Here is a 15109-nt window from a genome sequence, read left to right as displayed (position 1 = left end):
TTAAAGGAGGTAATCCACCATGGCTAAGAAGGCTCCAGATATTGGGGAATACAAATATGGTTTCCGCGACGAACATAAATCTATTTTCCAGACAGGCAAGGGCCTGACTCGCGAGATCGTTGAGGAAATTTCGAAAATTAAGAATGAACCACAGTGGATGCTTGACTTCCGTTTAAAATCACTCGAGCAATTTGAGAAAATGCCTACTCCACGTTGGGGCGGGGATTTGGATGGGCTCGATTTTGATGATATTCAGTATTATGTTAGACCATCTGAGAAGCAAGGAAAGACCTGGGAAGAGGTTCCACAAGAAATCAAAGAAACGTTTGACAAGCTAGGTATTCCGGAAGCGGAACAAAAGTTCCTGGCTGGTGTATCCGCTCAGTACGAATCTGAGGTCGTATACCACAGCATGCAGAAGGACCTGGAAGAGCAGGGCGTTATCTTTAGCGATACAGATACTGCGCTGCGGGAGCATCCAGAAATTTTCCGCGAATATTTCGGAACAATCGTTCCGGCAACAGATAATAAATTTGCGGCACTGAACAGTGCTGTTTGGTCCGGAGGAAGCTTCATTTACGTACCTAAGGGCGTAAAATGTGAAATCCCTCTGCAAGCCTACTTCCGCATTAACTCGGAAAATATGGGGCAGTTTGAGAGAACGCTTATTATTGCAGATGAAGACAGCTTTGTCCACTATGTGGAAGGCTGTACAGCTCCGGTGTATAGCACAAACTCACTGCATAGTGCTGTTGTTGAAATTATTTGTAAGAAGAACGCACGTGTTCGCTATACGACGATCCAGAACTGGGCTCCTAACATCTACAATCTCGTAACCAAACGGGCTGTAGCTGAAGAAAATGCGACAATGGAATGGGTTGACGGCAATATCGGCTCCAAGCTGACGATGAAATACCCTGCTGTTGTGCTGAAAGGACGGGGCGCGAAGGGCAGCGTGCTGTCGATCGCTGTAGCAGGCAAGAATCAGCATCAGGATTCTGGGGCGAAGATGATTCATTTGGCACCAGATACAACGTCCACGATTGTCTCCAAATCGATTAGTAAGCACGGCGGTAAGGTAACCTACCGCGGTTTGGCTTCCTTCGGCCGCCAGGCTGAGGGCGCGAAATCCAACGTTAAATGCGATACGCTCATTTTGGATAACGAATCTACTTCCGATACAATTCCTTATAACGAAATCATGAACGATAACATCGTTCTGGAGCATGAGGCAACTGTATCGAAGGTGTCCGAGGATCAATTATTCTACCTGATGAGCCGCGGCTTGACCGAGGATGAAGCGACACAAATGATCGTTATGGGCTTCATCGAGCCGTTTACAAAAGAGTTGCCGATGGAATATGCGGTAGAAATGAACCGTCTCATCAAGTTCGAGATGGAAGGAAGCATAGGATAAATCAGATCTCTTATAGAACTTGAAAACAAGCTACCCCCTGTTTAGGCAGGGGGTAGCTTGTTTTTCTTATAAGCTTAGTTTAATTAATTTCAGAGTGTATTTCCAATTACTTCGTATAGATGGCCAATTGCTTAGGTACATATTTTATTTATGTTCTACGGGGGCTCTTAACTACGCCGATGCTCCGACAGCTTCATATAGTAAGTAACATAATTACAAAGGTGGTGAATCTATTGGCAAGAGTTGATTCATATAGGCTACAGCCGAGTGATCCGATTGTGATAAATGGGCATGAAGATGAACAAATCAATCTTTCGTTGGAGGCAGCTCCAGCAGCCGAAGTGGGCGTTGTACAGGGAATTGTTCAGCTGTCGAACGGAACTCCGCTAAGCGGGGCTACCGTGCAGTTATTTGATGCAAGCGGTAATCCGTTTGACCATACCAACAGCAATCCACAGGGACGATTTACCTTCCCGGATATCCCAGTAGGCTCTTATTTTATTACAGCATCCGAGCCTGGTTATACAACGCCTACACGAATTCCATTGTCCGTAGCCCAGGGCAGACCTACAACGGTTACGATTATAATGCAGGCTGATCCAACAGCAACGTTAGGAGCCATTTTTGGAATTGTGCGTAACAGTGCAAGCAGTCAGGTGATAGTCAGTGCCACTGTCCAGCTGTTTCAGGTAACGGGAGGGACCGAGACCCTGTTCGGGAGTGTCCAGACCAACTCGGCGGGCCAATATTTATTCTCTGACTTGCCTAGTGGAACGTACTTAATTCGAGCGTCTATAGCTGGATATTTATCGAGTGAGAGCGCGGAGGTTACGATTGCCGGTCGGCAATTTGCTCCGCTTGATCTCGTTCTATCCGTGGATCCAGACGCCAACACAGGAACGGTTAGTGGAATTATTACCGACCGCTCGACGGGAACAACTCTTGCGAACGCAACGGTTGCTCTTTACGAAATCTCTAACGGCATAGAGAACGTCGTTGATATTACACGTACAAATGCTGGTGGTCTATATTTGTTCGGGGATGTGCCGCCAGGCACCTACCGCGTTAAGGCAACTGTGCAAACGGAGGTATAGCTCAATGCCGATCCAGCAGAAATATCTATTAAAGGGCAGCACGCCTTTCACGATAACCCCTGGCAAGGATGCGGCTGTGAGTCTAGCGCTAACTCAGGGTGAACTGCAACAAACCCGCCCTGTATATATTTCTTTTTGCCTGGCTGTAAAGAAAGGAAGAAAAAAATATAAGCAGCGTATTCGCATTAAGCTGGCACGATATGAAAATGAACCTTACCTCAGCCAAATTTCTAGCCGGCAGAAGTTGTTTAATCAACGAACAAAAAGTCGAAAACGTGAAAAGATATGTCATGAGTCTGTTGGCGTAAAACTGTTTGTTTCCGTACGTAAGGGAGCACAGCTGCAGCGTCAGCGTTACTCGGTTAACAGGCTTTAATTATTCATTGATTCGGTTACAGCAAAGCAATGGTCGACATCTAACGAAAGAGTCTATGATGCTATTATCGAAAAACCCTTCCGTAAAAATACGGAAGGGTTCAGAGCGACTATTAAATTATATGTATACTTCAGTAATCGACATTTCACGTTCCTTGGATAGATCTATGAACCTAGAATCCGTTTGGACGAGTGGGCGGAAGAAGTCGGTCTGATTCGTCATTACGATCGAGCCTATTTCTCCGGAGCTGAGCAGCACCCTTTTACCGATAAAATTCGGCAATAAGTGACTGATCAGTGCTTGGGTCGGCTCTGGGCACAGTTTGCCAAAGCTGAGGGAATTCAGTTCCCGGAGTACCGTTAGCCACTCTTGCTTGGACTGATATACGCGATTGGATGTCATGGCCGTATATACGTCCGCAACTGCGGCTATTTTGGCATACGGATGAATTTCTTCCTTGCGTAGGCCCTTGGGGTAGCCGCTTCCATCTTCTCGTTCATGGTGCTGCAGTGCCACCAAAGCAGAAAGTTCGTCACCGGTAGAATTGATAATGATATCATACCCATATAAGGTATGGCGCTTGACCTCTTCAAATTCTTCCGGTTTCAGCTTACCAGGTTTACTGAGTATGTCTTGAGAGATCATGCTTTTGCCAATATCGATTAAATAACCGGCTTTACCAATTATGTAGGCTTCTTCTTTAGGATAACCAAGCCAAGTTGCGATATAATAAGAGAGCATTCCGACTTGCATGGAATGATTATATGTATAATTGTCACCATTTTCCAGGAGCAATAGAAGCGAGACAACATCCTTTTGGCCAACCAACTCATTGACTAGAGGCTGCAGCAAATTGTCGACCTTGGCTTCGTCAAAGGTGCCGCTGGATAGCGCTTCCAGAAATATGCCTTCAAATCCTTCGACGGCCTCGTCGAATAGTGGCGCAACCTTCTTGGCCGGGTTATTACTCACCTTTGAATTGCGGTCGATGTCTACAGTGCGTGGTTCAATATCGATGTAGTCAATTCCATGCTGCATGAGCTTGACAATTGCATCGTTTGTCAGTTCTGTCCCTTTATGCAAAATTAAAACGCCGAATTGATTGAAAATATCATGTTTGAGACGGTCGCCAGGGCTGATTTCGATTACATGTAATTTCAAGAATGACACCCCATTAATGCAGTATTTCTCTAATGATATCAGGGAATAACTGGATTGGCAATGACGTTATGGGGCCTTTAGATGTGCTTGGTGTGATATTTGGCCTGGTATGATAGATTCCAAGGTCCTTGCCTGGGTTCTATTCATTTCGATCCATCCTCCTTCCAAACTTCTATCCTCTACATGGGAACAATGCTTTAATCTATCTATGGCATAACGGCTTGCCCACATTTGGCGTCAGGTCAGTTCACGGCGAGTTTCCCCCTTATTTGTACCATTTTGTACAGGAATTTGACAGGAGAATCAGACCAACCTCGTTCTGCTCGGTAATGAGGAGATCATCTGCCGCATATTCATGATTAACGGCTAGAAAAGAGGTGTTGACTAGTGCGGAAGAAACCCTTATAAGATATCATATTTAGGGAGACAATCATCAAATTTGAAGTATATAATATTCTACAACTAAATCATTTAATAGGACAGCTGGATAGGCATATACCAGGAGGGACAAATCATGCTGCCGAATACGAACCAGGATATATTAACGATACTTTATACCAATGATTTGCATAGTCATTTCGGTGCCATGGGACGCATTGCCTCTATGGTGGATGAGCTTCGTGGGGAGCAGCATGAAGCCCTGCTGCTGCTGGATATTGGCGACCACATGGATCGCGCCGCACCAGAAACCGAAGGAACCATGGGACAAGCTAACGTAGATGTCCTGAATTTGACGGGGTACGACGCTATAACGATAGGCAACAATGAAGGCTTGACATTTACGCCTGAGCAGCTCGATCAAGCCTATGCTGGACTAGCCTGTGAGGTTGTCTGTGCGAATATGCTAGATATAAAGACCGGCGAACCGCCCGCATGGATGAAGAGGCATATAATTCTAGACAAGGCCGGCTTCAAAATCGGACTCATCGGGGTGACGGCCGCTTATGCTGATTTCTACAAGCTGTTAGGCTTAATCGCGCTTGATCCGTTCGATAGCATTGAGAAGTCGGTAAATGAACTGCGCAATAAGGTAGATCTTGTTGTCGTTATGTCTCATGTAGGATTGCCCTTCGATCGTGAGCTTGCAGAGCGGGTCCCCGGGATTGAGCTTATCCTTGGCGGCCATACGCATCATTTGCTGGAGGAGCCGCTTCTGATCGGACAAACCACAATTGTGGCGGCGGGGAAATTCGGAAGGCATCTGGGGCATATCACGATCGAGAGAGACTCGATAACGGGCAAAGCCAAGGTCGTGTCAGGCATCTGTTTGCCCGTGGATAGTGGGCAAGAGGATGCTAACGTGCTTGAAGCAGTGAATATCCATAGGCTCCGAGCCGCAGAGCGCATGGCGCGAACAGTAGCGGTTATTGAGGAAGAGCTGCCGATTCGTTACGATGTCGAATCTCCATTTGGCAATTTGCTGGCCCAAGCAGTAAGGAGATTTACAGGGTGCGATTTATCGATCATCAACAGCGGGCAATTACTTGCTGGTCTGCCTGCCGGGGAGATTAGTGAAGGCATGCTACATGAGCGCTGTCCTTCACCTATTAATCCTTGTCGCATGAATTTGTCAGGCAAGCATATATTGTACAGCCTGGAGCAATCCCTGCTGACAGATATTACAGACAAGGTGATCTTTGGATTTGGCTTCCGTGGCAAACAACTTGGGGGAATTTGCGTCGATGGTATGGAAATCATTTACGATCCAACTGCTAAGCCTTTTCATAAAATTATCCAAGCGAGCGTGCAGGGCGTCCCAATCGTTTCAGAGGATCTTTATTCCGTAGGCACTCTGGACATGTTTACGTTCGGCATTGGCTACGAAAGTTTGAAACAGGGCAGCGATCAAGTGTTTTTGCTTCCGGAGTTTTTACGAGACTTGCTGCGAATGGAGCTTCAGACGGCGGGGGCGATCGAAAGCTGCTTCTACCCCCGGTGGAAATCCCAAACGGATAACCATGGTCAATAGCTGATATTCTTCGTAAAGGAGGAAGCTATGAATTCTATTGTTGCGATCATTTTGGGGATTGTTGAAGGCCTGACCGAGTTTATTCCGGTATCTTCAACAGGACACATGATATTGACGGCTAAGCTGCTAGGTTACGATGATTCGACTCCCGAGATGAAGACATTCATGATCGTCATCCAACTCGGTGCTATTTTGGCTATTTCTTGGGTGTACAGGGAACGAATCGTTCATTTGCTAGGTATGAGCAGGAGGGTGGAGCCACTATTTCGCGGCCAGCCTCCAGCCAAACGTCTTGATCTGCTTCATGTTATATTGGGTATTGCTCCTGCGCTTGCAGTCGGCTTCTTCTTCCGGGATTTTATTAAAAGCTTGTTCAGTCCATCCACGGTTCTCTGGGCGCTGCTCGTCGGGGGAATATTCATGATTGCAGCGGAATTGTTCTCGAAGAACAAAGCACAGGTTACCGCGAAGGAGCTCGATCAGCTTACTCATAAGCAGGCGCTCATGATTGGTTTGTATCAATGCATATCTGTGTTATGGCCTGGCTTTTCCCGTTCCGGCTCGACCATTGCGGGAGGGATGTTCAGCGGTGTAAGCTATAAGGCTTCAGCTGATTTTTCTTTTCTGATTGCAATTCCGATCATGTGTGCAGTTTCCGGTTACGAAATGCTGGATTCATACCGATATTTTACCTTAGAAACCATTGGCTATTTTTCTATTGGCTTTATTGTGTCGTTTGTTGTGGCTTATATCGTGGTTATGGCCTTCCTAAAATCAATTCAGAAAATCCAGCTCAGGCATTTTGCTTATTATCGTTTCATTCTTGCTGCTTTATTTTGGACTTTCATCATGCGATAGTATTGGGTACAAAGCCAGTCAGATCATATTATAAAGCCGCTTCGCAAATACATAACATAACTTAACAATAGAGAGACGGAAGTGGATTTATTATGCGATTAATACCTATCAACTCACTTCAGCCCGGAATGAAGTTGGGTAAGAAAATATATAACGAGGATGGCATCGTACTTTTGTCGGAAAATGCTGAGCTTACGGATGTCATTATCCGGCGGCTTCGCAGTCATGGTTTGAATTTCGTGTATGTGGCCGATCCTCTCACCGAGGACGTTGTTCCTCTCGATATGATTGAAGAGGATACGCGTCGCAGGGCATTGAAGGAGATCCGTGCGAATTTTCGAAAAATGACCGAGCCGACGGTAAAAGGTCTGGTGTACCCTTACCTTGGCAAAATGTTCTCTGGCCTGATCGAGGATATTATGGATGATCTTAGTGCGAGGGAAGATGCCATGATCATGATGATGAATATTCATAGTATGGATCATTATTTGTATCGGCACTCGCTCAATGTTTGCATTTATACGATATTGCTTGGACAAATTCATGGCTATTCCAAAAGTGATCTGACTCTGCTTGGTCTAGGGGCCATGCTGCATGATATCGGAAAAACAAAACTTCCAATAGAACTTCTGACGAAGGCGGGCAAGCTGACGGATGAGGAGTATGAGCAAGTCAAGCAGCACGCGGAGATCGGCTTTAAAATGCTGAAGAATGAGCCTGGTATTCCCCTTGTTTCCGCACATTGTGCTTACCAGCATCATGAACGGCTGAATGGCAGCGGTTATCCCCGAGGGATCAAGGGAGAGGAAATCAGCGAATTTGCCCGCTGGATCGCAATTACTGATTCGTATGATGCGATGACGACTCATCGGGTATACCGTTCGGCAATGCTGCCCCATCAGGCGCTTGAAGTACTGTATACCGGATGTGGAAATTTGTACGAGAAATCCAAGCTGGAGCTGTTCCGCGATCGGGTGGCCATTTATCCGCTAGGCATGACAGTCAGGCTGAGCACGGGAGAGACGGGCGTTGTTGCTAAAATCCACGGTATCTTTCCACAGCGTCCAGTTGTACGTATTTTGACCGATTCTGAAGGAATAGACTTAAAAGCACCTTACGATCTGGATTTGTCGAAGCAATTATCCATTGTTATTACAGAAGTGGACGGGATGATTTAAATTAGTTACCATAATGAAGGTGATTATTAAGATATAATATAGATTAAGAGGGAAGATGTGCGACTGGAGTGCACTCTTTTCTTTTTTAGGTTAATAAAAGAAATAAGGTGGGCTAATAATGAAGATACTTAAGCATAAATCTGTTGTACCAGCTCCGGTAAGTCCGAACGATGATCCGTGGGATCCGATTGTCTCTTTGCGTGAATTCGGACGTCACGTACTGACGAGTGTGGAGATGACGGTTACGAATCTCTGTAATATGCGGTGCGAGCATTGTGCCGTCGGGGACAGTTTAGTGTTGAAGGAGCCGGAGCAAATTCCGCTGGAGTTAATGCTGCGGCGGCTGGATGAAGTTGAGCATCTGCGGACTATCAGTATCACGGGGGGCGAACCGACCTTCCGCAAGCAGATGGTGGACGAGAAGATCGTGCCTATTTTAAAGTATGCGAAAGAGCGAGGGATCCGTTCTCAAATCAACTCTAACTTGACGCTGGATTATGAGCGGTATGAGAAGCTGCTTCCGTATCTGGATGTGATGCATATTTCGTTTAACTATACGAGTGAGCAGGATTTTTATGAGGTGGGCTTTGCGAATAGTGGACATCCTGTCAAGAAGGAGGTTGCTTATAAGCTCTATCACACAATGATGGAGAATTCACGAAAATTAAGCGAGGCGGGAATGTATATCTCTGCGGAGTCGATGATCAATTATCGCACCCATGACAAGTTGCCGACGATTCACAAGCTGATTACGGAAATGGGCTGTCAGCGGCATGAGGTTCATCCCATGTATGCGTCCAATTTTGCCAAAGGACTGCCCGTATTATCGCTGGAAGATATGCGTCAGGCGATTCATTCCCTGCTCGATGAGCGTAATAAAGAAATATGGATGCTGTTCGGGACGCTGCCGTTCTATGCCTGCAACAGTAATGAAGCCGATAGCGCTTTGCTCCAGCGGCTGCGTCAGGAACCGATGGTCACAGTACGCAATGACCCAGACGGCAGAAACCGGGTAAACGTGAACATGTTTACGGGGGAGGTGTTTGTGACGGACTTTGCAGACATCCCTTCGTTCGGCAATGTGCATGAGGAAGGATTGGATGCTATTTTTGCCAAATGGCTAAACGACCATCCGCTCAACCAGAAAGTAAATTGTTATTGCGAAGCAGCCAGCTGCTGTGGTCCAAATCTGCTCGTCGCAGATATGTACTATAAGGATATCGACTTTAAATCTCGCAAAGCAATCACACTTTAGGAAAAGAGGCGCTGCACCCATGCCCGATGGACATACGGAATTTGAGGTTGGCAAGCTGATATTTAATTTGGTTCTAGTAATTATTTTAGTACTATTGAATGGATTTTTTGTGGCAGCGGAGTTTTCGCTGGTCAAGGTGCGTCAGTCCAGGCTGACTCAACTCGTCAGCGAAGGCAATAAGCGGGCTACATACGCGCTCAAAGTAAATAAGAAGCTGGATGCCTATTTATCGGCTACTCAATTAGGAATTACGTTGGCCTCGCTTGGGCTGGGGTGGGTAGGTGAGCCTGCCATTTCCGAGCTGTTAATCGAACCGTTAATGCATCAATTAGGTGTAACGGATGCTACGCTCATATCTACGGTTTCTGTAGTGGTTGGATTTGCGATGATTACATTCTTGCATATTGTGATCGGTGAGCTTGCACCGAAATCATTGGCTATCCAGAAATCAGAAGCAACATCCTTATGGTTGTCTGCTCCACTTTTGTTTTTCTATAGATTGTTCCTGCCGTTAATCTGGCTGCTGAATTCAGCGGCTAATGGTTTGTTGCGATTGCTTGGCGTAGAGCCGGCTGGCGAAGGTGAAGCAGCTCATTCAGAGGAGGAAATACGCATTCTGATGGATCAAAGCGCGAAGAGCGGCGTTATCGACCAAGATGAGATGAAGCTGATGGATAATTTGTTTGATTTCTCCGATTTGCTCGCTAGGGAAGTTATGCTGCCCAGAACCGATATGGATTGCCTATACACGAATCTGTCTTGGGAAGGGAACATGCGGATCGTGGAGGGAACGAAGCATTCCCGGTATCCGGTCGCCGTAGAGGACAAAGATCAGATTATCGGATTTGTGCATCTTGCCGATCTGCTGCTTCCAGACGGTGGAAGCTCTCATGATCTAGCAAGCCTAGTACGGCCCATCTTGAATGTGCCCGAGTCGATGGAAGTCAGTCATGTGCTTCGTCTCATGCAGAAGAAGCATTCCCAGCTAACCGTTGTCGTAGATGAGTATGGGGGTACGGCAGGACTGCTCACAGCCGAGAAAATATTGGAGGAAATCGTTGGCGAGCTTTACGATGAATTCGATGAGGAGCGTGCAGAGATTGAGAAGCTGAGCGATGGCACCTTTTCCGTGGATGGACGGCTGCTGATTGAAGACGTGAACGACCTGATGGGTGTCATTATTGAGCATAATAAGGTAGATTCTATTGGCGGATGGCTGTTCAAAGAGCTGGACGGAGCGCCGGTCGTAGGGAGGGCCATTCAAATCGAGGATATACTCGTTGAGGTAGCTGAAGCTGAGCCGCTTCGAATCACGCGGGTGAACATCAAGAGGATAAGCGATGACGAAAAGGACGCCGGTTCTAATATGGATTCGGCGAACAGTGAAGCATTGGAGGATAATGCGCCAGAATACGAATCGAAAGAGGACGAGCCTGGCGTTTAACTTAACTCTTATCAGGGGAGGTAAAATTACCTTGATCGGAGTTTTTTTTTGTTTATTCCGATTTTTTGCTGATTTGTTGGCTCTCTTAGGTTCAAATTCTGGGCGAACGTCATATGTTAATGGTGAGGATCAGGGAGCTTCATCTCCTTGAAGGCTGGAACAACCAAATTGACAGAAGGAGGAACGACCGTTGAGTCATCCAACAAGTCATCCCCAAGAGCATGCTTGGGCCCCTTTTATTGGCCCATTTGATCCCTGCCCGCCGATATTATGTAAGACCTATAGTACCCCTCCGCATTTGTATATGAACTTTCAACCGCTCAATCTCCCCCAGTTTTGCCCGGAAGATGCGTTAAGACACGGAACATTATGGCCTGCACTTTATAGTCCCTACGAATCCAGATGGGGAAAAGGAAGGGTGAGATAATGTCACACAAAGACAATCTGGATCCACAATTTTATGAAATGCTAGAAAAGCTGCAGGCCCTTGACTTTGTGCTTGTCGAACTCAATCTATTTCTGGATACGCATCCTGATGATTTAGCCTCTATACAGCAATATAATCAGCTTGTGCAGGAACGGACCAAGCTTGCCAACCATTTTCAGCAGCTTTATGGCCCCTTGATGAATTTCGGACATTCTTTTTCTAAATTTCCTTGGGAATGGTCAAAAGTACCGTGGCCCTGGCAGGTGTAGTGCCTGCGATATGTTTTTGCCGATCAAGAATAGGGAGGGAAATACGAAGAAATGTGGGTCTATGAGAAGAAGCTTCAATACCCGGTACGTGTAGGGAAATGCGACATTCGAATGGCAAGGCTGCTGCTTGAACAATATGGCGGAGCTGATGGCGAACTTGCTGCTGCCCTGCGGTATTTGAATCAGAGGTATACGATACCAGACAAAGTCATAGGGCTGTTGAATGATATTGGCACCGAAGAATTGGCCCACTTAGAAATGATTGCCACTATGGTATATAAGCTGACCAAGGATGCGACAGTAGAGGAACTGGATGCTGCCGGATTAGCCCCTCACTATGTGGCGCACGATAGTGCGCTGTTTTATGAGAATGCATCAGGTGTGCCCTGGACGGCCGCCTATATTCAAGCGAAGGGTGATCCGATCGCGGATCTGTACGAGGACATCGCGGCAGAGGAGAAGGCGCGGGCTACATACCAGTGGCTCATCGACATGACCGATGACTGCGATTTGCAGGACAGTCTGAAGTTCCTGCGCGAGCGTGAGATTATCCACTCGCTGCGTTTCCGCGAAGCGGTGGAGATTCTGAAGGATGACCGGGATAAGAAGAAGTTTTTTTAGAGGAATGCTGCTCATGAACAAGAGCTTGTCCGCAAATTTGGTCAAGATACCCAGTTAGTGGACGTTAAAAAATTAGCTGCAAACTGACGCTGGAACTCTACTGGCGTCAGTTTGTTTAAGTGCGCCCGGCATGAGCGATAACTTGGCGGTGAAAGTCCACAGGCTATAAAAAAAAAGTCGGGAAGTGGGATTTCTAATAAACGTCCACTTCCCGGAAGAACTTTAAATTTTATTTTCTACGAAGAGTTTTCTTCCTACATAGATCTGTACTAGACCTATAAAAATACTAAGAATAAGGATATACCAAGAGTTAATTAGGTTTGGAAGAAGAATAATTAAAGCACTGACGATTAAATATAAACCATCTGTGAATATTGAGACTGCTAATAATTTTTTTGCATAATCCTTTTTCAAAAAGTAATAGATTAAACTCGAAATAAATACTAGTAGTGCAAATATAACTGGCGTTAAATACCAGAAGTGGCTTAGTGACAAATTAAAAATCTTATACTTTTCATAGTTGAGAAATCTATCAATGTTGTAGTATCCTCTTCCTAAGATGTTTATTATGACTATAATTTGAATAATTCGCCAGTCATTTTTCATATTAATATCCTTCTTTTAAAAATGGTTTAAGGTAATACAAGTTCTTTGGTTTCAAATGTGTAAATTGGTACGATTCCTACAGTGGCTTTTTTTGCTGCTGCAGAATAAAAAATAAATACTTTTGAACTATTGGACGTTGTTTTAATGTCGTAATCCTGTAATGGTTGTGTAACATCAAATGGGGTAGTATAAACAAAACCATACATTTCGTCTTCATTTTTTATCCCAAAAGAACCGTAAGGCCCTAACTTTTCAATTGTAGCATAAAGTCTATCAAAATAAGCAGTGATTCCATCTGGATTATTTGTATATCTTGTATAGTATAATGTTCCATCATTATAACCTGTTCTACCTATGCCACCCATTTCATCTGGTTTGTGAATGATTCTGGCAGTAAAATCTCTTGCAGTAGAAAACAAAGATATATCTGAATCTTGTTCAACAACAACGTCGAAAACTCCTTGACTTTCGTTTATTGTATCAATAATTTCCATAGAATCATTGACAATCTCACCTTTGTAGTCTATAACAAAAGCGTGATTCACGGTTTGATTTGAATCGTATACTAGACCGCTTAAGCCGTGTTCGTTTGTAATAACATCTGTCTGAAGTTTATACGTTTGATCGATCAAAGCTTCTCCGTAATAACTTACAAATCCGTCACTTGAATATTTTTCTGTTTCCAGATAAACTTCCTTACCTTCCAGAGTATATGAGACAGAAAGATGAGATTCATTTTTTGTCACTTGGATATTTTTTAATTCCGAATCAACTGAAAAGACATTATCAACTGAGTTATAGCTAAATCCACTTAGCCTCTCTGTTGTAGACGGATCAACATCAGCAAAACTTGTTCCTGCCAAAGAAAAAACTAAGGCCATAGACGAACATAACATGATTAATTTCTTTTTCATAACTCAACTTTCGCAGAGCGAAAATCGGCTTACTTGCTTGATGTGATTAGATAAACCCTGATTAGAATATGGATGTTGCAATAATAGAAAAACACCGCTTCATTTGGTAAAGTGAGAGTGTCGAATCAATCACTACCATACAGAAGAGGTGTCCTCTACATGATAGAGCAAAGCATATTACAAAATCAACTTCCAAATGAAATTAAACCCGCTTTTAAAGAGCTGAAAGTATTGCAACATTTAAGAACAGCTGGATTTAAAAAGAGATTTGGTTATACCTGTTCGTTTTTATTCCAGCTTGTCTTTGTCCTTTTGTTTCACCACAAAAACTGGTTCCGCCTGTTGGAAAGCGAGAAAGGTGATACGTTTCCTGGGAAGGATGCGATCTATCGATTCCTGAATCACAGCGGCTATGCATGGCGCAAATTTCTGTCATTGCTTAGTTCCTCCACTATCGATAAAATTCGCCCACTGACAGGTGAAGATCGCATGTCTGCATTTGTTGTTGACGACTCCATGTTTGAGCGCAATCGTAGCAAGAAGGTTGAACTGCTTTCTCGATTTAAAGATCATGCAACGGGTTCCTTTTATAAAGGATTTCGGATGCTTACGCTAGGCTGGTCGGATGGTCATACGTTTATTCCCGTTGACTTCTCCTTGCTAGCTTCGATGAAATCGCAAATAAATGGGATCATGCAAGGGATCGACAAGAGAACGTCTGGCTACAAGCGTCGGGTCGAAGCTTTGCTTCCTGCTCCTGAAATTATTCCATCGATGATTGATCGTGCGCTTTCCGCTGGTGTGCAGGCTTCATACGTGCTAATGGATAGTTGGTTCACACATGCTCCATTAATCCAAGCCATCGTTGATCGAGGCCTAGATGTGATCGGCATGGTCAAAGCGGATAAGAAGCGTTATCTTGTTGACGAACGCCGATTATCTTTGCAAGAACTTTATTATGAAGCCATCCCTGTTCAAGGAAAAAACAAGGGAATCTTACGCTCTATCCGTACCGAGTTGTCTCCAGGGATTCCAGTCATGATGGTTTTCGTGCGTCACCGCTCAAAAAAGAAAGAATGGCTTGCCATTCTATGCACCGACCTAACGATTTCGGAAGAAAAAATGATTCAGATATACGGCATTCGCTGGGATATCGAAGTCTTCTTTAAGTGTGCCAAATCCTTACTGCGCCTACAAAAAGAGTTTCAAGGACGCTCATATGATCTCCTTATCAGCCATACCACGATTGTTTTTTCACGGTATATTTTGCTAGCGTGGCAACACCGACAAAGTACCGACAACCGTACGCTTGGTGGCTTGTTTTATTTGCTATGTGATGAAGTAGGTCAGCTAGATTGGGCTGTAGCCTTAAAACAACTGATTGAATTAATCGAAGATATCTCCAAGAAAGCCAGTAAGAAGATCACAGCACTCATTCAAACACAACTACAGCAATGGATCGCTGGCTTGCCCAGTTACATCAAGGCTTATTTGCCGATTTCAAGCTGCGAAAGTTGAGT

The 15109-nt window shown here is 44.9% G+C and carries 14 protein-coding genes; 12 read left to right on the top strand and 2 right to left on the bottom strand.

Features of this window, described 5'->3' with window-relative positions:
* The first annotated feature begins 19 nt into the window (after positions 1 to 19).
* The 3 genes from sufB to EIM92_RS19895 all read left to right on the top strand — a co-directional run bounded on the left by sufB (position 20) and on the right by EIM92_RS19895 (position 2887).
* Entirely contained in the window at positions 20 to 1417 is a 1398-nt protein-coding gene (gene sufB, locus EIM92_RS19905) for a Fe-S cluster assembly protein SufB (protein ID WP_125084316.1), read from the top strand.
* A 233-nt stretch (positions 1418 to 1650) separates the two neighbouring features.
* Positions 1651 to 2511 (top strand): MSCRAMM family protein, encoded by an 861-nt coding sequence (locus tag EIM92_RS19900; protein WP_125084315.1) that lies wholly within the window; start codon positions 1651 to 1653, stop codon positions 2509 to 2511.
* Positions 2512 to 2515: 4 nt separating this feature from the next.
* Positions 2516 to 2887, top strand: a complete 372-nt coding sequence (locus EIM92_RS19895) for a hypothetical protein (RefSeq protein ID WP_125084314.1) — start codon at positions 2516 to 2518, stop codon at positions 2885 to 2887.
* A 117-nt stretch (positions 2888 to 3004) separates the two neighbouring features.
* Here EIM92_RS19895 and EIM92_RS19890 read toward each other — a convergent pair whose 3' ends face one another.
* Positions 3005 to 4048, bottom strand: a complete 1044-nt coding sequence (locus EIM92_RS19890; RefSeq protein ID WP_125084313.1) for an HD-GYP domain-containing protein — start codon at positions 4046 to 4048, stop codon at positions 3005 to 3007.
* A 514-nt stretch (positions 4049 to 4562) separates the two neighbouring features.
* On the opposite strand from EIM92_RS19890, the gene EIM92_RS19885 reads away from it, so the two are divergent.
* The 8 genes from EIM92_RS19885 to EIM92_RS19850 all read left to right on the top strand — a co-directional run bounded on the left by EIM92_RS19885 (position 4563) and on the right by EIM92_RS19850 (position 12069).
* Positions 4563 to 6017: a bifunctional metallophosphatase/5'-nucleotidase gene (locus EIM92_RS19885; RefSeq protein WP_125084312.1), complete on the top strand. Its 1455-nt coding sequence runs from the start codon at positions 4563 to 4565 to the stop codon at positions 6015 to 6017.
* A gap of 27 nt (positions 6018 to 6044) precedes the next feature.
* Positions 6045 to 6875, top strand: a complete 831-nt coding sequence (locus tag EIM92_RS19880; protein WP_125084311.1) for an undecaprenyl-diphosphate phosphatase — start codon at positions 6045 to 6047, stop codon at positions 6873 to 6875.
* Between the two features lie 92 nt (positions 6876 to 6967).
* On the top strand, positions 6968 to 8053 hold the full coding sequence (locus EIM92_RS19875) for an HD-GYP domain-containing protein (protein ID WP_125084310.1): 1086 nt from the start codon (positions 6968 to 6970) through the stop codon (positions 8051 to 8053).
* A 118-nt stretch (positions 8054 to 8171) separates the two neighbouring features.
* On the top strand, positions 8172 to 9308 hold the full coding sequence (gene yfkAB / locus EIM92_RS19870) for a radical SAM/CxCxxxxC motif protein YfkAB (protein WP_125084309.1): 1137 nt from the start codon (positions 8172 to 8174) through the stop codon (positions 9306 to 9308).
* Between the two features lie 19 nt (positions 9309 to 9327).
* Complete coding sequence (locus EIM92_RS19865) at positions 9328 to 10752, top strand: hemolysin family protein (RefSeq protein WP_125084308.1); 1425 nt, start codon at positions 9328 to 9330, stop codon at positions 10750 to 10752.
* Between the two features lie 190 nt (positions 10753 to 10942).
* Entirely contained in the window at positions 10943 to 11179 is a 237-nt protein-coding gene (locus tag EIM92_RS19860) for a spore coat associated protein CotJA (RefSeq protein WP_125084307.1), read from the top strand.
* Positions 11179 to 11448 carry a spore coat protein CotJB gene (locus EIM92_RS19855; RefSeq protein WP_125084306.1) on the top strand — a complete coding sequence of 90 codons (270 nt, stop codon included), beginning with the start codon at positions 11179 to 11181 and terminating at the stop codon, positions 11446 to 11448. Before EIM92_RS19860 ends, EIM92_RS19855 begins: the two co-directional genes overlap by 1 nt.
* A gap of 51 nt (positions 11449 to 11499) precedes the next feature.
* Positions 11500 to 12069: a manganese catalase family protein gene (locus EIM92_RS19850; protein WP_125084305.1), complete on the top strand. Its 570-nt coding sequence runs from the start codon at positions 11500 to 11502 to the stop codon at positions 12067 to 12069.
* A 632-nt stretch (positions 12070 to 12701) separates the two neighbouring features.
* On the opposite strand, the gene EIM92_RS19845 is transcribed toward EIM92_RS19850, so the two are convergent.
* A complete protein-coding gene (locus EIM92_RS19845; protein WP_125084304.1) occupies positions 12702 to 13589 on the bottom strand; it encodes a hypothetical protein in 888 nt (295 codons plus the stop codon).
* A 159-nt stretch (positions 13590 to 13748) separates the two neighbouring features.
* On the opposite strand from EIM92_RS19845, the gene EIM92_RS19840 reads away from it, so the two are divergent.
* Positions 13749 to 15107: an IS4 family transposase gene (locus tag EIM92_RS19840; protein ID WP_125081238.1), complete on the top strand. Its 1359-nt coding sequence runs from the start codon at positions 13749 to 13751 to the stop codon at positions 15105 to 15107.
* Positions 15108 to 15109: the final 2 nt, after the last annotated feature.

The organism is Paenibacillus lentus (assembly GCF_003931855.1).
In the GTDB taxonomy this organism is placed as follows: domain Bacteria; phylum Bacillota; class Bacilli; order Paenibacillales; family Paenibacillaceae; genus Fontibacillus; species Fontibacillus lentus.
Note: the sequence above shows the minus strand (reverse complement) of the source record. Positions and strands in the feature narration are given on the sequence as shown.